The sequence below is a fragment of the Ramlibacter monticola genome, from assembly GCF_016722785.1.
Taxonomy (GTDB): domain Bacteria; phylum Pseudomonadota; class Gammaproteobacteria; order Burkholderiales; family Burkholderiaceae_C; genus Ramlibacter; species Ramlibacter monticola.
Window position 1 is genome coordinate 727373 of the sequence record NZ_JAEQNE010000001.1, and the last position, 17386, is coordinate 744758.

A 17386-nucleotide genomic window follows, 5' to 3' on the forward strand; every position below is an offset into this window, starting at 1 on the left:
GGCATGCCCGAACGGCGTTGGGTCCGAACAAGGAGGACTTCATGACGAAATCCAACGACATGAAATTCCAGCTGTGCTTCCGTAACCTGTACAACAGCGGCCGCGGCTTTGCGTTCCCTTGCGACTCCGAGGGTCGGGTCGATCTGGACCACTTGAGCGAGCGCGCGCGCAGCAACTACTTCTACGCCCGCGCCATGATCGGGCGCGAACTGGCGCACCCAGCCATCGAGAACATGCGTTGAGAGCCGCCTCACCTGCACGCTTTGACGGCGAAGCCGTGAGCCAAACGCCGTTTACGGCCTGCGAGAATTGGTGACCGTCCTGATGCATGCGACCGGCCAGGACGGTGAGCAGGCGTGGCCCTCAAGAACATCGATCTTGATCACGTCCGCGCGGCAATTCGAGGGCCTCCGCCGCCTTGCACGGGACTGCTATACATTCGTCGGCGGTCCACACCTACCGAGAGAACCCATGTCGATCTCATCCGTCCTAAGAGCCACCGTCGTCGCACTAGCCGTTGCGACCAGTGCGCCGCTTTTCGCGCAAGGCACCCCCATCAATGCGGCAGCATTCGACTCGCTGGTCGCCCAAGGCCCCCTTGCCGACGCCGCGACGATCGCGTCGAGCAAATGGGCCAGCAAGGTCAAGCAGGCCGGCACGCTGCGGCTCGGCGGCACCCAGACGTCGAACCTTTTCTCGCTGCTCAATGAGAAGGACGGGAAGATCCGCGGTTTCGATGCGGGCCTGGCCCAGCTCCTGACACGCTACATCCTGGGCGATGGAGCCAAGTACCAGTTCACGCAGGTCACGTCGTCCACACGCGAACAGGTCCTCATCAACGACCAGGTGGACATGGTCTTGGCCACCTATTCGATCACTCCTGCCCGCGCGGAGAAGATTTCCTTCGCCGGGCCTTACTACAGCTCGCAGGCGGGGGTGCTGGTCAAGTCGACCAACAAGGCAATCCAGTCCTACAACGATCTCGCCGGCAAGAAGACCGCCACCCAGGCGGGATCGACAGGGCCCGCGATCCTTGCGCAATTCGCGCCCAAGGCCACCGTGCAGGAGTTCCAGACACACCAGGAGGCCCTTGACGCCCTGCGCCAGGGACGCGTGGACGCCTACGTGACCGACTACACGCTGCTGCTCAATGTCCTGAGCCTCGGGGCCGGCGAAGCGCAATTGGCTGGAGCACCCTTCGGTCCACACGACCCCTATGGAATCGGCCTGCCCAAAGGCTCGGACGGCGTGGCCTTCGTCAATGCCTTCCTGAAGAAGATCGAAGCCGATGGCACCTGGGCCAAGCTGTGGACGCTGGCCATCGGCCAGCGCACGGGGAGCACGAACGTCCCGACGCCGCCTCCGCTTCCTTGACCGATGGGCAGTGTCTTCCGGCTCCTGGCCGACCACGGGCCTGCCTTCGGGCAGGCCCTTTTGCTCACCTGGAAGCTCACGGCCCTGTCGTTCGTGGCCGGCTTCGCGCTGGGCATCGTCGTGACGGTGGCGCGGCTGCTGCCCCTGCTGCCGCTTCGTTTCGTGCTGACCGGCTATGTCGAGGTCTTCCGCAACATCCCGAGCGTTGCGCTCCTGATCTTCATCGTGTTCGCGCTCCCCGATCTCCAGGTGGTGATCGACTATGAGCCCAGCGTGATCCTGACCTTGGCCCTGGTGTGCTCCGCGTTCACTGCGGACTATCTGCGCACGGGCATCAACACCGTCGCCGGCGGCCAGGTGGAAGCCGCACGCAGCCTGGGCATGCGTCCTCTGGTCATCATCACGTCGATCGTGTTGCCGCAGGCGCTGCGCTCGGTGGTGCAACCGATGACCTCGCTGCTCATCGCGCTCATGCTCTCGACGTCGTTGGCATCACAGGTGCCCCTCCCGGGCCGGGAACTCACGGCGCTCGTGGCCAAGATCGCCAACGACTCCGCGGCCGGGATCCCTGCCTTCGCGGTCGCTGCCGCGATGTACCTGGTGTCGGGCCTGCTCATCGCCTGGGCGGGCGCCACCCTGGACAAGAAAGTGCGGATCCTGCGATGAACCGCTCCCTGGAACAGATCCTCTTCGGCGACCTGGGCTCCGCGGCGCAGGCCATCACCCGCGCCGTGAGCGTGACCGTCGCGGCGACGCTGCTCGTGCTGGCCGCAGGCATCGTGTACCGTTTCCATGCCGCGGACCAGTTCGAGGGGCGGCTCTGGGAATTCTTCGCCTGGAGGACGACCTGGGCCTTCCTTGGCAATGGCCTGCTCGGCACACTCGCCTCGGCGGCCGCGGCCGCCGTCATCGCCCTGGTCCTCGGCCTCGTGCTCCTGGTCGGCCGGCTGTCGCGGCTGCGGCTCGTGCGCTGGCCGGCCGTCGCGATCATCGAATTCCTGCGCGGCGTGCCCACCCTGCTGCTCATCTATGTGTGCTTCCTGGTCCTCCCGTCGGTGGGGATCAAGATGAGTGCCTACTGGATGTTGACCTTGCCCGTGGGGCTCAGTACCGCCGCCGTGGTGGCCGAGGTCTACCGCGCAGGCGTGCTCGCCGTTCCCCGCGGCCAGACGGATGCGGCTCGGGCCCTGGGTCTGAACGAAGCGCGGGTCTTCGCCCATGTCGTCTTTCCACAGGCGCTGCGCTACATCGTCCCGGCGCTGGTCGCCCAACTGGTCATCGTGGTCAAGGACACCACCTTCGGCTACGTCGTCACCTACGGCGAACTGATGCAGAACGCCAAGGTGCTGATCGCCAACTACCGCTCGCTCGTCCCCGTGTACCTTGCAGTCGCGGTGCTGTACTGCCTGGTGAACTACGGTCTTTCGAGGGCAAGCCGCCGGGTCGGTGCGCCGATGCATTGACCATCTGCATCTCTTTCATGCGTCGGTGAAGGCGTCCGAGGGTTCCATTGCGTCAACCAACGCGTCGCAGGATGATCGGTAGTCTTGTCCAGACTTCCGTGCTCTACCGGAAAGGAGATGCGATGCGCACCATACCCAGCGGGGCGCAGGGTTCCTTCGCCATCGATGTAACGCCTGAACACCTGGCCAACCGGTTCAAGGACGCGACGCTTCCTCCCGTGCTCGCGACTCCGGTAATGATCATGGCCATGGAGAATGCGGCCCTCAATGCGATCAAGCCGTACCTGGACCCTGGCGAGACTGCGGTTGGCACTCGCGTGGACGTGAGTCATCTTGCGGCGACTCCGGTGGGCGCTCGCGTCGTCGCGTTCGCCGAAGTGGCCAGCGCGGTCGGTCGCCATGTCGAATTCCGCGTGCGCGCAGTGGCCGGTTCCGAGGAAATTGGCCGCGGCACTCATGCACGCATCGTCATCGATCTGGCCAGGTTCAACGAACAGTTGGCCGTCAGGATGGTTCACTAGAAGGGTTCAACGCCGCCGGGTGACAGGAGGGCCGTCCAGTGCATGCCGGAGACATACCCTCAAACCCGAGCTTCTCGAAGGCCAGTCCGTCAACGAACGCATCGACCACCCGATCGGGTTGTCCTCAGCGATGTAGTCGTCCAGGCACTCAGGCAACAGCGTTGAGCTCCGCGGGTGTGCGGCCCAGCAGCCTGGTCAGCACGCAGGCACCCAGGCACACTCCCCAGAAGGCGAAGAAGGCGGCGGAATAGACGGCCTGGCGTGTCCAGCCCGCAGCGGGCTCGCCGGAGGCCCATTGGAGCTGCAGCGGGTCGACGAAGGCGAACACCAGCAGTTCCAGCGCGCAAGCAGCTATGAAGGCCGGCCAGAGAGTCCGGGCGAGGCGATGGGCCATGAAAGCTCTCCCTAGTTGTGTGCGACGTCCGGCGCCGCCCCTTCAAGGTGGCACCGGTCTCGCCGCGCAGTGAGGTTTTGCGTGGCCTACCGCCGCCAGCCACACACAGCCATTCTTCCAGCTGAAAGTCACTCTTCGTGTAGCACGACGGTATTCATCGGTAACTCCTGGATGAGTTGTCGCGAGCAACAAAGGGGATGTTGCGCCGCCAATGCCGGCGGAATCGCCAGAAACGGGACGCAGGCCGGGGCGAAGTCATGAACAAAGCGCAACAAAGGGCCACCGCGGCGTGAGTTGCCCCCTCGCACTTCGAAGCGGCGGATCAACCGCTACATGGGCGTTGCGCGCCGGATTGGTGATGCGCGAATCCGTGAACAGCTCGCGGAAGTCGAACGTCACGCGTTCGCCGAAACGAGCTTGAACGTCAAAAGTACCGCGCCCTTCAGCCCGGACTCAAGCCTCTGGCCTTGATGACTGCGGCGGCCGCGGGAGTTCCCAGATAGGTGATGAACGATTTGGCGGCCTGCCGATCTTTGGTGTTCGCAGAGACGCCCGCCACGTATTCGATTTCCTGCTGTACCTCCGCGGGGAAAGGTCCAACGACTTCCAAACCGGGAGCGGTCAGTACGTTGACGAGAAATACTCCAAGCTCGGCCTCGCCTTGAGCCACCGCCTCGACGATCTGCGCGGGCGCCGACTTGACCTTGGTCTTCGCTTTCATCGCCTCGCCGATGCCGAGACGCTCCAACGCCCGCAAGACCTGGGCGCCGGCCGCGCTCGCCGGTACCGTGGCTATGGATTGCGCTTGGAGCAAGGTGCGCTTCAGCGCTTCCGGCGTGCTGATGTCCGGCCTGGGAGCGCCCGAGCGGACTGCAACGCCGAGGCCGACGCGCGCGATATCGATGGTGGGTGCAGACTCGAAGTGCGACTGGGCGGCGGCATCCTTGAAGACCTCCCGAGGCACGACCACAAGGTCGAACGAAGCGCCACCGACGACCAGCTTGATCAATTCGGGTGTTGTGCCGAAGCGAAGCACAAGCTTGTGGCCGGAGGTGCGTTCGAATTCCGCGGCGAGCTCCGTCAAGGGCACAGACATGCCACCTCCTGCCAAAACCTGAAGTTCAGCAGCGTACACATCGGCCACTGGCAACCCAACAATCGCCAGACCCAGCATTGAGGCGACTGCGGTAACCGAAGAGTTCTTTATGAACGTATTCAGTTTCATCAGTGTTCTCCTTGCGGAAGGGTGTGCGGGTGTGTTCTACCCGCCGAGGGCCGCAGCATGGTGAGCGAAATGCTCTCCGATGAAGCTCGCGATGAAGTAGTAGCTGTGGTCGTACCCCGGTCGGAGCCGGAGGGTCAACGGGTGGCGTGCGGCGTCGCACGCCGCGCGAAGGATGTCGGGCCGAAGTTGCGTTGCCAAAAATTCGTCGGCTTCGCCCTGGTCGACGAGCAACGGAAGGCGTTCCGGGGCCGTCTTGATCAATTCCACCGCATCCCACTCGGCCCAGGCTGCGGACTCTTTTCCGAGATACGCACCTAGAGCTCTTTGCCCCCAGGGTACCTGCGAGGGTGCGACGACCGGTGAGAACGCGGACACGCAGCGATACCGACCGGGATGTCGCAGGGCCGTGACGAGCGCGCCATGGCCTCCCATGGAATGGCCACAGATGCTCCGCGCCTGGTTCGCGGGGAAGTGCCGCTCCACCAGCGCAGGCAGTTCCACGGCAACGTAGTCCTGCATGCGGTAGTGCGACGCCCAGGGTGGCTGCGTCGCGTTCACGTAGAAGCTTGCACCCTGCCCCAGGTCGTAGCCGGGATCGTCGGCCACGCCGGTGCCGCGCGGACTGGTATCCGGCGCCACGACGATGACGCCGTGCCGGGCTGCATGCTCCTGCGCATTCGCCTTGGTGATGAAGTTCTGCTCGGTGCAGGTCAAGCCGGAAAGCCAGTAAAGCACCGGGCAAGCCTCGCCTCGCACTGCCGCTTCGGGCAGGTAAACGCCGAACTTCATCTCGCATCCGAGCACGGCAGAGGTGTGCTTCCACACCTCCTGCCGGCCGCCAAAGCTGGCGTGCTGCTCGACGCGTTCCATCAGTAGTGCACCACGGAGCGGATGGACTTGCCAGCGTGCATGAGGTCGAACGCTTCGTTGATGTCCGTGAGCGGCATCGTGTGCGTCACGAAGGGGGCGAGCTGGATCGTGCCGTTCATGGCGTCCTCCACCATGCCGGGCAACTGGCTGCGGCCCTTGACGCCGCCGAAGGCCGTGCCCAGCCAGCGCCGGCCGGTGACCAGCTGGAACGGCCGGGTCGAGATCTCCTGGCCGGCGCCGGCCACGCCGATGATCACCGACTGCCCCCAGCCGCGGTGGGCGCACTCCAGCGCCGCCCGCATGACGTTGACGTTGCCGATGCACTCGAACGAGTGGTCCACGCCCCAGCCCGTCATCTCCACGATCACCTGCTGGATCGCCTTGTCGTGGTCCTTGGGATTCACGCAATCCGTGGCGCCGAACGTGCGCGCCAGCTCGAACTTGGATGGGTTGGTGTCGATCGCGATGATGCGGCCGGCCTTGGCCATCCTTGCGCCCTGGATCACCGCCAGGCCGATGCCGCCGAGGCCGAACACTGCCACCGAGTCGCCCGCCTGGACCTTCGCCGTGTTCTTCACCGCGCCGAGGCCGGTGGTCACGCCGCAACCCAGCAGGCACACCTGCTCGGGGTTCGCATCGGGATGGATCTTCGCCAGCGAGACTTCGGCGACGACCGTGTACTCGCTGAAGGTGGAACAGCCCATGTAGTGATAGACCGGCTGGCCGTTGTACGAGAAGCGGCTGGTGCCATCGGGCATCACGCCCTTGCCCTGCGTCGCGCGTACCGCCACGCACAGGTTGGTCTTTCCGCTCTTGCAGAACAGGCACTGTCCGCATTCGGCCGTGTACAGCGGAATCACGTGGTCGCCGGGCTTCACGCTCGTGACGCCCTCACCCACCTCGACGACGATGCCCGCACCCTCGTGGCCGAGCACTGCGGGGAACAGGCCTTCCGGATCGTCGCCGGACAAGGTGAAGGCATCGGTGTGGCAAACGCCGGTGTGGGTGATCCTCACCAGCACTTCGCCCTTCCTGGGCGGAGCGACGTCAATTTCGAGGATCTGCAGCGGCTTGCCGGCTGCGATCGCAACGGCGGCACGGGATTTCATTCGTCAGGAACTCCAGAGTCTCGAGGAAGGAGAGCGGGTCAGGTGCTGCGCAATTTGACCGGGTGCCAGACTATCACGGTATCGCGGACACTGCGCGCCACGCGCACCGGGCCTTCCGGCGAGTCGCCAAGTTCCGCTCGATGACGGCTGGATGTGGGCCGGGAGCAGCCGCGACGGTCCCCGAACTGCCTCGGGCTGAGCGCACGACTCGCAATGTGTCGTTCCGATCAATTCCGATCAAATACGTGCCTGTTGGGTTCCGCTAAATTCAAGAAGCACCCAAGATACCGAAAGGAATCCAGATGCTTTTTGCCCTACGCGCCCTCGCGCTGCTTGCGCTTCACCTTCCCCTGGCGGGTTGCGCCGACGTGTTCTTCTCGCTCCTGGAGGCCACCTCCATCTCCAGCGTCTCGGAGAAACGTGTGCAACTTCTGCCGACGAGCCGTGGCAGCGGCGCGAGCGGTGAAGTCGTGATCAGGTACAAGGACAACAAGCGTGACAGTGCCGCCCAGATCCAAGTGCACGGTCTCGAACCCGGCGCGGCGTACGTACTCGAGATGAGCGATCGACCCTGGTGCACCAGCGAAGAGCAAGCCGCGGATCCGCACGAGAAGCTGCGATCCCCACCCGAACGCGCCTTGCGGGAAGCCGAACGCGCCTTCCGTGAGGTCTCGAGCGTGTGGCAAACCGACAAGGACGGCGCGTTCAGCGGAAAGGTGCCGCTATCTTCGGCACCAGAAAATCTTTGGAGCACCACGATCGCTGTCGTCCGAAGCGTCAAAGTCACTCCCGGCGATCGAACGCATCGGACGGCCTGCGGGAAGGTGGAAATCAAGGTCTTGCGGAAAGGATCACACTGGCACACATGATTTACGCGTCACCCCAGGCAGGAGGATCTCATTCGTGCAGGACGGCCGGCGACCGCCTACCAATAGGGCTGCGCGGCGCATTCGCTGTTTTGCTGGAGGGGTCCGAAAAGCAAGGCGCACTCGCTGCGGAGAACGAAGTCCCGCAGCGGCATCGGTCCTGGGGAAGGCGGGGAGTGCCGTGCCGGCAGGCGCCGAGAGATGGTGTCCAACGACAGGCGAGCGGCGCCTTTCTGCCGCCACGTTGTAAGCGATTCTGGACTTCTTGTGGCGATGATGTGATGAAGGCGTAGGCCGCCCCGTCTGCGGAACGCGCGGTCACAGCCGGCCTCGCGAGGCCGACCTGTGCTGCCGCAGGGGGTGCTTGGTGCCGTTTCGCGTCGGCTATGGATTGTCTGCACCTGGCCGAACCCGGCCCTCGCGTTACGACCCTTCTGCCCCCAGCGTCCGGCGGACATCCGTCCGCGCGCTCAGCCCGCGATCACGCTCACGAGGCACGGCCACCTTTGTCTTCAGGTACGATGGAGGTCCATTGGCAGCTACGAAAGGAGGTGATATGTCTTCATTCTCTTGGTCCGAGAGGGACCTTCCCTACGTGATGTAGCCAGGTCTCGACCAGACCCGCGGGCGCTTCCACTCTTTGTGGGCAGCGCCCGTGTCATTTTGGGGCGGACTTTCGCCGTCACTACTGCCTTCGCCCCAATGCGGCCATCCACCCCGCTGGCCCGAGCGACCGCTTTGCAGCGCTTGCTGTCCGTCGCCGCCGAAACCCGAACTCACGTCTCCGGACAGATCGCGGTCATTCGTCGGCGTGGCTGCCCGCGCCTCCAACCTGGCGTCGGCTCGTGGAGCTGTCAGCGTTCGGCGTAGTCAGGCCACTTCGTTTTCGGCGTAATCCGGTAAGGGCGCACGGTGGCTACAGGCTCAGAAGCAAGGACCCAAGAACCAGGGGACCTCTGCTCACCGCATCTCCCGCAGCGCCGCGTCCCGCATTTGGCGAGCACAATTGGAGCTGGGGCGCGCACCTGGCAAGCGCTTCTCTGCAGCCGGCTTCGGTCCGGAGCTGCGGAGCATAGATGTTGGGTGATTCGAAGGAAGCCGGCAGTTCGACGGTGTCTCCGCGTTCTCCCTCATTTGGAGGAAGTCAGGGCCGCGGCAATTCACAGAATACGGGCTGAGGAAAGGGCGACCATGCCGCATCTTCCGATGCACCTCGCGCCCGATCGAACATCGCGCGCAAACCGTCCACAAGTTTTTCTGATCCAGCCGGGACAGGTCGTCGCCCGGCATTCAATTCCCATAGCGGCGGCAAGTAGGAACGAATTCGACTACGCCGCATAGCGAAGTCTTTCATGCTCAAAGAACTTACGAAATCGCTGGAACTTCCGCTTCTTGAGAGCGGCATCGTCCCGACAGAGTTGGCTCGCCACCGTAGTTAGACGCGAGCCATTAGGCACGGCGAGCGATTAGGAAACCGAGCTAACGATCAGCAGCGTAGTTCCCCTTCAACCTGTGCGACAACTCCTAGCGAGACGTTATACGCAGCGGCCATTTTCAACCGGAGTGATGACATGACGCTATTGGGGTTGGATGGATGGTCCACCAGGCTGTTTCGCGGCCGCAACCCGCCTGAACCTCGACCTGAGCGAGGCCAACTCGACCAGATCCTGGAAGATGGGAAGTACCTCCTTCACTACGCCGTCGAGGTGGGCGAGGAGGTGGATCCAGACGTCGCCGCGCGCATCATTGATGGCACGCTACGCGGTCACGCAGTCTGGGAGAGTCCGCAGGCCGGGGAGCTGGTGACTGCCATGCCAAGCTCAGCGCGAAACTCCATCCCGTGACGGCCGAGACACTACGCGCCTGTCGCGACGATGCTGACGACGCAAACGCGGCTACCGGACAATCGTGATCCGGCTCGCAGCCATCATCGTTCCGCTGTCACTGGCATCGTTCATCTACACCAGTATCTCTAACACGATTGCCGCCCAAATAAAGATCGCAAATGATCTCGCTGTGGAATTGCATCTTAAGGTCGATATACCGGCACTAAGCCCGACGCAAGTTCCGCCCCCCACTAGTGTGACTCAGTTGCAGCAGTTCGCGGTGGCAATGCGCGCCACATATAGTCGTGCCAATCAGTTGAACAGGTTGGTCGCAAATTCGGTTTGGAATCCAATGACGAACGGGCGCCGAGAGGTAACCGATCAGGACTCGAAGATCGACCGGGCGCGTGACGGCGGATCGGAACATTCAGAGGCATCAACAACACCGCCCCTCGCCACCAAGGGATCTGAAGAGGTTAGCGCGAACCCATGGCGCCAGATGGAAATCAGGTCGAACCTGAACGCCAACTCTTCTTCGGAGGTGCGAGCCGAAGTGGACAGATTGACCATGGTGTACCAAAAGGTGCGCCTCTATGCGTCCAACGTCCAGAATCAGACCATGGTCATCTGGGGAGCGATCAGCACTTGCATACTTCCCGTGCTCTACGCCCTCCTTGGGGCTTGCGCAGCCGTCCTTCGCGCTTTCAGCAAGCAAGTCGAGACGCGCACGTTCGCTCCGTCCTACGCCACGCCCGCGCGGTTCATCATCGCTGCCATCGGGGGTGGAATCGTCGGTCTCTTCAATAACTTCTCGATCGACCAAGCACTTTCGCTCTCGCCGCTTGCGGTCGCGTTTCTGATCGGCTACGCGGCGGATATCTTCTTCTCCTTCCTGGAAGGGTCGATGCAGAATCTAGGCAAGAGCAAATCGATTTGACGGTGCGGCCGTCGAAAGCAGACCCCAGGTGAGGGAGGGCAAGTAGTCTTTCGAGGGAATCCGCGAGCGCTTACCGAAATTAGTCTCGACGTCGATAGCGGGGAACGAGCGCGCGAGCTTCCAGACGAGTAAGTGCGAGCGCAGGGGGAAGGCTCGTGCTGCGTGCCTGACCAAAGCAGCGACAGCGTCCTGGAGATCGAGCGCTGATAGTGTTTATTTGCCAGGCACCTGTCCGGAGCACGACCGGTTTCAGGCAGAAGCAGACATCGGGGAAGGTGACATGGCCCATCGTCGCATCGCGCCGGTTCAACGGAGCCCCAGGATGGCCGCTGCGAGGCGCTTCACGCCTCGGTCGATCTGCTCGGGGCTCAGGAGCGCGTATCCCAGGATGAGGCCGGCCGGGCGACTTGCGGCGGTTCCATCGCGCTGGGGTAGGTAAAGCGGGCTCACCGGATACACGTGCACGCCTTCACGCCATGCGGCCGCCACCAGCTCCTCCTCCCGCGAAGCGGGAACGGTTTTGGCCCATGCCACCAGGTGAAGTCCGCTCGAAGCACCTACAACTGTGACCTGGTCGGAAAGATGCAAGTGCAGTGCGCGCAGCAATGCAGTTCGGCGCGCGTCCTGGAGGCGCCGGATGCGTCGCACATGCCAGTCGTACGTCCCCTCGTGAAGGAGAAGAGCGAGAGTGCGCTGAGCGTGCGTGGAGCTGTGGCGATCGGTCAGCCGCTTCGTTGCTGTGAAAAGTTCGATGGCTGGGGACGGAATAACCATATAGCCGAGTCTCAGCTCTGGCGACAAGGTCTTGGAGAAGGTTCCGATGTAGATCACGCAACCCGTTTCGTCCATCGATTGCAGTGTCGCCTCGGGTTGCACGGCGTAGCGGTATTCGCTGTCGTAATCGTCCTCCAAAATCCACGCTCCGGTCTGCGCTGCCCACTGCAGCAACGATCGTCGCCTCGGCATGCTCAGGAAAGCGCCCAGCGGAAACTGGTGCGTCGGGGTCACGCACGCCATCACGGCCGTCCGCACGCGAGCCAGGTCGTCCGTCCGCAAGCCCTGGGAGTCAACCGCAATGCCATGCAGACGCGCGCCATAGGCACGGAACACGTGGTGGGCCATGCGGTAGCCGGGATCTTCGACGACCACCCTGTCCCCAGGATCGACCAGCACCCGGGCGCAAAGGTCCAGCGCTTGTTGCGATCCACTGACGATCAGCAGCTGATCCAGGTCGCACGAGATCCCTCGTGCGCGCGCCAAGTAAGACTGAAGGGCGCGGCGCAAGGCCAGATCGCCCCGTGGGTCCGCGTACTCCAGCCTTGGCGGCCGCTCGCGCTCCACCTTGCGCGAAGCCCGCATCCAGGCGAGCGTCGGGAAGTCCGCGCCGGCCAGTGGGCCATACATGAAGTCGACTCCTTCACCGCTGGCAGGTTGCGCCTGGCCAAGTCCCAGATCGGCGATGCGCTTGCCATAGGCCGATAGCCGACTGCCTGCCCCGAAGCGAACGGCGCTGGCGTCTTGCGCGGGGGGCGGCTTGCCCGTGCGACGGCTCGGCCTGATTCCCGCAGCCACTCGGCTTGCGGCGCCGCGCCTGGATTCGAGGAAGCCTTCTGCCGCCAGTTGGTCGTAGACCGTGGAGACGGTGGTTCGCGAGAGCCCACGCTCCGTGGCAACAGCGCGCGTTGAAGCCAGCGAGGCGCCGCCCGCGTAGGTGCCGTCCAGGATCCGAGCCTTGATCTCCTCGTACAAGGCTCGGCCCCGACCGATGGGGCGGCGGCCGCCGACTGCGGCGTTGGTTGAAACTGGCACAGTAAAAAAGTAGACAACTGGACGTTTCCATCATGCCACGTGCCGGCCATACTGACGCCCCATGTACCAACCGACAGCATTCGCGGAGCAGCGAACCGAGGAACTTCATAGGATCATGCGCGACCATCCCCTCGGCATGATCGTGACTCTCACGGACAAGGGGATGGATGCGAACCACATCCCCTTCGAACTTGATGCGGCGCGCGGCAGCCACGGCACGCTGCGGGCCCACATCGCCCGCGCCAACAGCCTGTGGACGGAAGTCCCTGACGGAGCCCAGGTCCTCGTGATCTTTCGCGGACCGCAAGGCTACATCTCTCCGAACTGGTACCCCAGCAAGCAGGAAACCCATCGGCACGTGCCCACCTGGAACTACGAGGTTGTGCACGCTCACGGACGCTTGCGAATCATCGACGACGAGAAGTTCGTGCGTGGCTTGGTGGCGCGTCTGACGCGGCGGCACGAAGCCGCGCAACCCACGCCCTGGAAGATGGGCGACGCGCCGGCAGACTACCTGGATGCAAACCTCAAGTTGATCGTCGGTCTCGAAGTGGAGATCGCGCGCCTGGAAGGCAAACGGAAGCTCGGGCAGAACCGCGAAGCACGGGACCTGCAGGGGGCTGTGGACGCGCTGAATGAACGCGGGCACGCCGACCTCGCTGCTGCCATGCGCGACGCCTAAACGAGTACCCACTCATGTCGCTGCTTGCTTTCTTCGCCGCTGCCATCTTGCTTGCCGTCACCCCCGGCCCTGGACTCGCCTATGTGGTGGCACGCACTGTGGCGGGAGGCCGCGTCGAAGGTCTCGCCTCCTGCTTCGGAACGGCGGCGGGAGGGTTCGTGCACGTGATCGCCGCGGCGCTTGGACTGTCGATCATCGTCGCGCAGTCTGCGGTCGCCTTCGCCATGGTGAAATACGTCGGCGCCGCATACTTGGTCTGGCTCGGCGTGCGGCTGCTGCTTCGCAAGGCTGATACCCAGATAATCGAGCGTCTGCAGTCCCAAGGCGCGCGACGCGCGCTGTTGGAAGGCATCGTCGTGGAAGCGCTCAACGTCAAGACCGCGCTGTTCTTCCTGGCGTTTCTGCCCCAGTTCGTTTCGGCGGGGCCCCTCCTTGTGGCGAAACTGGTCGTCCTGGGGAGCATCTGCGTTGCGTTGAACACGCTGGTCGATGTTTTCGCGGTCCTTGCGGCCCACCGCATGCTTGCGAGCGGCGCCGCCCGGGCAGCGCGAGCGCGAGTTCTCAATCGGGTGTCAGGGGCGACTATGCTGGCGCTCGGTGCGTACTTGGCGCTGGTGCGTCGTCCCGCTTGATCAGCCTGCTTGGATCTTCGTGTATTCGTCGACCTTCATCTTCGCCGTCAAGCAATTTGACGAGACCTTTCACCGTCTCGACCAGGAGATCGCGGCTGCCGCCAAGGCCATTCCGGGTTACCTGGGTGAAGAAGCTTGGGAGAACCCGAAAAGCGGCCTGATCTGCAACGTCTACTACTGGGACTCGCTCGAAGCACTCCAGCAGTTGGTCGAGCATCCACGGCACCGCGACGCGAAGGCAGCGCAAGGAAACTGGCTGGCTGGCTACCAAGTCGTCATCTCCCAGGTCATCCAAGCCTATAGCGATGGGCGATTGGAGCATCTGCTCCCGATCCGCGGCGAGCGTCGAACCCCAGAGACCCACGACAGGTATGAGCCGCCGAATGACGAGGGGAACAGAGTCGTCGGATAGGGGGCAGAATGGCTTTACCACGGCAAATCCGACGTGGGCTTTTTGCCCTTCCATGCGCGTAGCGCTTGGTACTTCCTGCGCTTGCTCCTGGCAGGGCGGCCACCGCATCTCCGCCAACGTGTCAAATCCAAACGCGGTCCCTCGGCGTGCAAGTCGGCCAATGTCAGGTATCGGCGACCGCGGTCATTCAGGCGGTCAACCCTGACCGACCGCCCCCAGTCTTGACCTTCCGTTCGTCGTCGGTTGGTGTCAGGCGGTTGTCGGTCAGAGCCGGACATCATAGGTTCGATCCGTGGACCCGGCGCACTGCATAGGATGCTGGCGGATTCACTAGCCGCCAGCATCAACCTCGGTGTCGACACGGAAACGCTGCGCGCAGCCGTTCGTACCGTGCCGCCGGCGACGTCCTGTTCGCCGTGCCGCCGCAGTCGCTGTTGGCGCGTGACGCCGCGGACCGGCTCGTTTTCTTACTCACGCGGCGGCGCGGCGTCGTCCTCGCCCGCCAGCCGCACGGGTCCCTGGCGCTCCGGGTGCAGGCCCTGCTTGTCGGCGTAGAAGGCGCGCAGCTTGTCCATGTCGGCGCCCAGGTCGCCGCTGGGCGTGAGCAGCGGGCCGATGCCGCCCTGCTTGCGGCTGTAGTCGAGCCAGCCCATGGCGATGGGCACGCCGGCGCTGCGCGCCACATGGTAGAAGCCGCTCTTCCAGTGCGCGCGGCGCCCGCGCGAGCCTTCGGGCGGCATCACCAGCACCAGGCGCGGTTGCTCCTCGAAACGCGCGGACAGCTGCTCCACCAGCTGGCCGGGCAAGCGCCGATCCACCGGGATGCCGCCCACCAGCCGGACCAGCCATCCGAAAGGCGGCTTGAACAGGGTGTGCTTGCCCAGCCAGGCCGGCCGGATGCCCAGGGCCGCAGCGAACAGCATCATCAGCGGGAAGTCCCAGTTGGTCGTATGGGGCGCCGCGATCAGCACATACCGCTGTGCCTGCGGGGCGCCGCCTACCACCTGCCAGCCGGCCAGGCGCAAGACCAGACGCGAGAAGGCGGCCACCAGGCGGCCCGTCACGCCGCCCCCACGTCGGAGGATGGTGCAAGATCGAGCAGGGTCAGCCACAACCGGACGTCGAACTCGAGCTGGTGATAGTCCGGCTCCATGTGAGTGCACAGCGCGTAGAAGGGCTTGGCGTGCTCGCGCTCCCTCAAGTGCGCGAGCTCGTGGACGACGATCATCCGCAGGAACGCGGCGGGCGCCTGCCGGAACAAGCTGGCGATGCGGATCTCGCGTTTCGCCTTGAGATTGCCGCCCTGCACTCGTGAAACCGTCGTGTGCGTACCCAGTGCCTGCTGCACGAGATGCAGCCGCCTGTCGTAGGTGACCTTCGCAAGCTGGCCGGCGTTTCGCATGTAGCGGCCTTTCAACTCCGCGACGTAGTCGTACAGCGCGCCGTCGCTGCACACATCGTGGCGCTCGGTGTAGCGGCGCGCCAGGCTTTCGGCCAGGCGGCCCTTCGCGATCAGCTCGCGGACCTGGTCCAGCAACTCGGACGAGTAGCCTGCTAGGTACTTCAAATTCAAGGGCAGCGCAGGAGCCTCAGGCTCGATCAGTGCAGGTGGGATGGGCATCGTGGCTGATCGATCATCGCAGATCAGTCCCAGGGGCCGAGCTCCACCCCGGTCGCATCGACCTCAACTTCCTGCTCCCCAGCCGGGTCCATGACTCGCCCCAGTTGGGGACGCGCCAGTACGCTCGAATCCATCGGGGGATAGGTCAAAGAGCTTGGGCTTGATCCCGCCGAGTACGGTGCGCACTCGATGCGCAGGACCAAGGCGACCTTGATCTATCGCCGGACCAAGAACTTGCTCGCGGTGCAGCTGCTGCTCGGCCACTCCAAGCTGGAGTCGATCGTCCGATACCGCCGCACGCGGGTGATGCCGGAGGCTGGCGCTGGCGGTCAGGTTCGAGCGAGCGTTCCGATTCGTAAAGAGCCGATTTCACCACCCAAGCCGGGGAAGCGGGTGCACCTCCAGCAAGACGCCCGCGCTCGCGGCGCTCATACGAAGCTCCTGAACCAGTTGGATGCAGCGCGGATCAGGAGCATCGCCTTCAGCTTCCAGAGGGCCAGGGTGTCGCCCGGCTGCAAGGCTTCAGGGCCGCAGCGCGGATCCGAGCGTTGCAGGGCGCCCGTCATCGTATGGTTGATTGGCAAGGGCGCACAGCCGTGCCCGGTTTCACATACAAAGTCCCACGGCTCGTGTGCAGGAGCGTGGCAGGCGAAACAGTTATTCCCGAATCGGTTGTTGACCTCAGCGAAGCCCCGCTCGCGAATTTTGGAGCCATCCTTCGAGACATCGAGCTCGAAGAATTCCCAGTCCCCGGTGGCGGGGCTGAATCCCTTTTCCCGCTTGACCATCGCCTCCGTTGGCACGAGCTGGACGACCGAGCCCTCGGGATAGACCGCTCCCTTGGGATCATTGGCGGCCGCGAGGGTGGCGGCGATGTTGCCGCGCAGGTTGTCCACGTAGAAGTGCCGCACCGGCGTCATCTGGCGGATGCAGTGGAATGTGCTGTCGTCGACCTTGATCGCATTTGATGAGGGGGCTTCGCCCGCCTGCACCAGCTCCAAGCCCGCGAGCCCGAAAGCCGCGAAAAGTAGGTCACTCCTGCGCCAGCCGTTGCTCATTTTCTCGCTCCTGACCAGATTCCACGCCGATTTTCCGCTGAAGGCAATCCGATCGATTGACGCGCAGGGGCACGAGTCGCGAGCTTTGCATCGGAGGACATGACGCGTCCGTGCGGGGGATGCCCCCCAGGGAGCGATGGCCTGTGCCGGCCCAGACCTGCTGCGCTTTGCGAGTCTCGGCCTCGTCACGGCTGAGGCGATCTTTCATCCCGGTATTCGTTCTCGTCCATGGAGTGTCCTGACAAGCCGGAATCATGCGCGGGATCTGAACCGCGTGCAGTCATCGCGTGAAATCAATTGCGAATCACAGTGCGCCCAGGTAGTCGCCTGCCCATCGTCCGCGTCCGGCTGGTCCCGAGGTACAGCGGTCCCCGACCGAGCGGAAGACCAATGGCAGGTTTCGGCTGCTACAGCCGTTCAACGAGCGAAACTTGTGCGGCAGCAATCAGTCTGAAACGGTCGTTCGATGCCCCAATCCGACGGGCACCTTCTAGCCGATCCCTGCCTTCACCCCCGCTTGAGCGTGCCAGCAGACGGTGGTCATCGCTCCCATCGGCCCTCAGAGAGGACACTCGAAGAGCATCGAC

18 protein-coding genes and 2 pseudogenes are annotated in these 17386 nt (G+C 63.9%); 11 read left to right on the forward strand and 9 right to left on the reverse strand.

Annotation, left to right across the window (positions count from 1 at the left end):
- The first annotated feature begins 41 nt into the window (after positions 1 to 41).
- The 5 genes from JJ685_RS03340 to JJ685_RS03360 all read left to right on the forward strand — a co-directional run bounded on the left by JJ685_RS03340 (position 42) and on the right by JJ685_RS03360 (position 3358).
- Positions 42 to 242 (forward strand): hypothetical protein, encoded by a 201-nt coding sequence (locus JJ685_RS03340; protein WP_201672740.1) that lies wholly within the window; start codon positions 42 to 44, stop codon positions 240 to 242.
- Between the two features lie 229 nt (positions 243 to 471).
- Positions 472 to 1374 carry a glutamate ABC transporter substrate-binding protein gene (locus JJ685_RS03345; protein WP_201672741.1) on the forward strand — a complete coding sequence of 301 codons (903 nt, stop codon included), beginning with the start codon at positions 472 to 474 and terminating at the stop codon, positions 1372 to 1374.
- A 3-nt stretch (positions 1375 to 1377) separates the two neighbouring features.
- Complete coding sequence (locus JJ685_RS03350) at positions 1378 to 2040, forward strand: amino acid ABC transporter permease (RefSeq protein ID WP_201672742.1); 663 nt, start codon at positions 1378 to 1380, stop codon at positions 2038 to 2040.
- Complete coding sequence (locus JJ685_RS03355) at positions 2037 to 2837, forward strand: amino acid ABC transporter permease (RefSeq protein WP_201672743.1); 801 nt, start codon at positions 2037 to 2039, stop codon at positions 2835 to 2837. The genes JJ685_RS03350 and JJ685_RS03355 overlap by 4 nt, the downstream gene beginning before the upstream one ends.
- 122 nt (positions 2838 to 2959) lie before the next feature.
- A complete protein-coding gene (locus JJ685_RS03360) occupies positions 2960 to 3358 on the forward strand; it encodes a thioesterase family protein (protein WP_201672744.1) in 399 nt (132 codons plus the stop codon).
- 7 nt (positions 3359 to 3365) lie between these two features.
- On the opposite strand, the pseudogene JJ685_RS03365 reads toward JJ685_RS03360, so the two are convergent.
- The 5 genes and pseudogenes from JJ685_RS03365 to JJ685_RS03385 form a co-directional block, all read right to left on the reverse strand.
- Positions 3366 to 3517, reverse strand: a pseudogene (locus tag JJ685_RS03365) (IS5/IS1182 family transposase); the annotation flags it as partial.
- Positions 3507 to 3752, reverse strand: a complete 246-nt coding sequence (locus JJ685_RS03370; protein WP_201672745.1) for a hypothetical protein — start codon at positions 3750 to 3752, stop codon at positions 3507 to 3509. The gene JJ685_RS03370 and the pseudogene JJ685_RS03365, both read right to left, overlap by 11 nt.
- Positions 3753 to 4194: 442 nt before the next feature.
- Entirely contained in the window at positions 4195 to 4977 is a 783-nt protein-coding gene (gene modA / locus JJ685_RS03375; protein ID WP_201672746.1) for a molybdate ABC transporter substrate-binding protein, read from the reverse strand.
- A 36-nt stretch (positions 4978 to 5013) separates the two neighbouring features.
- Positions 5014 to 5847: an S-formylglutathione hydrolase gene (fghA, locus tag JJ685_RS03380; RefSeq protein WP_201672747.1), complete on the reverse strand. Its 834-nt coding sequence runs from the start codon at positions 5845 to 5847 to the stop codon at positions 5014 to 5016.
- A complete protein-coding gene (locus JJ685_RS03385; protein WP_201672748.1) occupies positions 5847 to 6956 on the reverse strand; it encodes an S-(hydroxymethyl)glutathione dehydrogenase/class III alcohol dehydrogenase in 1110 nt (369 codons plus the stop codon). Before JJ685_RS03385 ends, fghA begins: the two co-directional genes overlap by 1 nt.
- A gap of 302 nt (positions 6957 to 7258) precedes the next feature.
- On the opposite strand from JJ685_RS03385, the gene JJ685_RS03390 reads away from it, so the two are divergent.
- Both JJ685_RS03390 and JJ685_RS03395 read left to right on the forward strand, forming a co-directional pair.
- The gene (locus tag JJ685_RS03390; protein WP_201672749.1) at positions 7259 to 7825 is read left to right on the forward strand and encodes a hypothetical protein; all 567 of its coding nucleotides are present in this window, start codon (positions 7259 to 7261) and stop codon (positions 7823 to 7825) included.
- Between the two features lie 1905 nt (positions 7826 to 9730).
- On the forward strand, positions 9731 to 10585 hold the full coding sequence (locus JJ685_RS03395; protein ID WP_201672750.1) for a hypothetical protein: 855 nt from the start codon (positions 9731 to 9733) through the stop codon (positions 10583 to 10585).
- Positions 10586 to 10891: 306 nt separating this feature from the next.
- Here the strand turns inward: JJ685_RS03395 and pdxR are convergent, their stop codons facing one another.
- Positions 10892 to 12334, reverse strand: a complete 1443-nt coding sequence (gene pdxR / locus JJ685_RS03400; RefSeq protein WP_236598665.1) for a MocR-like pyridoxine biosynthesis transcription factor PdxR — start codon at positions 12332 to 12334, stop codon at positions 10892 to 10894.
- Positions 12335 to 12455: 121 nt separating this feature from the next.
- Between pdxR and JJ685_RS03405 the strand changes: the two genes are divergently transcribed.
- From JJ685_RS03405 to JJ685_RS03415, 3 genes are read left to right on the forward strand one after another with little or no spacing between them, the layout of a single operon-like run.
- The gene (locus JJ685_RS03405) at positions 12456 to 13076 is read left to right on the forward strand and encodes an FMN-binding negative transcriptional regulator (RefSeq protein WP_201672752.1); all 621 of its coding nucleotides are present in this window, start codon (positions 12456 to 12458) and stop codon (positions 13074 to 13076) included.
- 14 nt (positions 13077 to 13090) lie between these two features.
- Positions 13091 to 13708 (forward strand): LysE family translocator, encoded by a 618-nt coding sequence (locus JJ685_RS03410; RefSeq protein WP_201672753.1) that lies wholly within the window; start codon positions 13091 to 13093, stop codon positions 13706 to 13708.
- Positions 13709 to 13727: 19 nt separating this feature from the next.
- Positions 13728 to 14120, forward strand: coding sequence for an antibiotic biosynthesis monooxygenase family protein (locus JJ685_RS03415; protein WP_330901696.1), 393 nt, complete (start codon positions 13728 to 13730; stop codon positions 14118 to 14120).
- A gap of 467 nt (positions 14121 to 14587) precedes the next feature.
- Here the strand turns inward: JJ685_RS03415 and JJ685_RS03420 are convergent, their stop codons facing one another.
- Both JJ685_RS03420 and JJ685_RS03425 read right to left on the reverse strand, forming a co-directional pair.
- Positions 14588 to 15184 (reverse strand): lysophospholipid acyltransferase family protein, encoded by a 597-nt coding sequence (locus JJ685_RS03420; RefSeq protein WP_330901697.1) that lies wholly within the window; start codon positions 15182 to 15184, stop codon positions 14588 to 14590.
- On the reverse strand, positions 15181 to 15741 hold the full coding sequence (locus JJ685_RS03425) for a YgjP-like metallopeptidase domain-containing protein (RefSeq protein WP_201672754.1): 561 nt from the start codon (positions 15739 to 15741) through the stop codon (positions 15181 to 15183). Before JJ685_RS03425 ends, JJ685_RS03420 begins: the two co-directional genes overlap by 4 nt.
- Before the next feature lie 65 nt (positions 15742 to 15806).
- On the opposite strand from JJ685_RS03425, the pseudogene JJ685_RS29610 reads away from it, so the two are divergent.
- Positions 15807 to 16032, forward strand: a pseudogene (locus JJ685_RS29610) (tyrosine-type recombinase/integrase); the annotation flags it as partial.
- A gap of 137 nt (positions 16033 to 16169) precedes the next feature.
- On the opposite strand, the gene JJ685_RS03430 reads toward JJ685_RS29610, so the two are convergent.
- Positions 16170 to 16799 carry a hypothetical protein gene (locus tag JJ685_RS03430; RefSeq protein ID WP_201672755.1) on the reverse strand — a complete coding sequence of 210 codons (630 nt, stop codon included), beginning with the start codon at positions 16797 to 16799 and terminating at the stop codon, positions 16170 to 16172.
- Between the last annotated feature and the right edge of the window lie 587 nt (positions 16800 to 17386).

What these genes read in the sequence shown, in the direction of transcription:
- JJ685_RS03340 (WP_201672740.1), top strand. Translation starts at nt 42, where the DNA reads ATGACGAAATCCAACGACATGAAATTCCAGCTGTGCTTCCGTAACCTG.
- JJ685_RS03345 (WP_201672741.1), top strand. Translation starts at nt 472, where the DNA reads ATGTCGATCTCATCCGTCCTAAGAGCCACCGTCGTCGCACTAGCCGTT.
- JJ685_RS03350 (WP_201672742.1), top strand. Translation starts at nt 1,378, where the DNA reads ATGGGCAGTGTCTTCCGGCTCCTGGCCGACCACGGGCCTGCCTTCGGG.
- JJ685_RS03355 (WP_201672743.1), top strand. Translation starts at nt 2,037, where the DNA reads ATGAACCGCTCCCTGGAACAGATCCTCTTCGGCGACCTGGGCTCCGCG.
- JJ685_RS03360 (WP_201672744.1), top strand. Translation starts at nt 2,960, where the DNA reads ATGCGCACCATACCCAGCGGGGCGCAGGGTTCCTTCGCCATCGATGTA.
- JJ685_RS03370 (WP_201672745.1), bottom strand. Translation starts at nt 3,752, where the DNA reads ATGGCCCATCGCCTCGCCCGGACTCTCTGGCCGGCCTTCATAGCTGCT.
- modA (WP_201672746.1), bottom strand. Translation starts at nt 4,977, where the DNA reads ATGAAACTGAATACGTTCATAAAGAACTCTTCGGTTACCGCAGTCGCC.
- fghA (WP_201672747.1), bottom strand. Translation starts at nt 5,847, where the DNA reads ATGGAACGCGTCGAGCAGCACGCCAGCTTTGGCGGCCGGCAGGAGGTG.
- JJ685_RS03385 (WP_201672748.1), bottom strand. Translation starts at nt 6,956, where the DNA reads ATGAAATCCCGTGCCGCCGTTGCGATCGCAGCCGGCAAGCCGCTGCAG.
- JJ685_RS03390 (WP_201672749.1), top strand. Translation starts at nt 7,259, where the DNA reads ATGCTTTTTGCCCTACGCGCCCTCGCGCTGCTTGCGCTTCACCTTCCC.
- JJ685_RS03405 (WP_201672752.1), top strand. Translation starts at nt 12,456, where the DNA reads ATGTACCAACCGACAGCATTCGCGGAGCAGCGAACCGAGGAACTTCAT.
- JJ685_RS03410 (WP_201672753.1), top strand. Translation starts at nt 13,091, where the DNA reads ATGTCGCTGCTTGCTTTCTTCGCCGCTGCCATCTTGCTTGCCGTCACC.
- JJ685_RS03425 (WP_201672754.1), bottom strand. Translation starts at nt 15,741, where the DNA reads ATGCCCATCCCACCTGCACTGATCGAGCCTGAGGCTCCTGCGCTGCCC.
- JJ685_RS03430 (WP_201672755.1), bottom strand. Translation starts at nt 16,799, where the DNA reads ATGAGCAACGGCTGGCGCAGGAGTGACCTACTTTTCGCGGCTTTCGGG.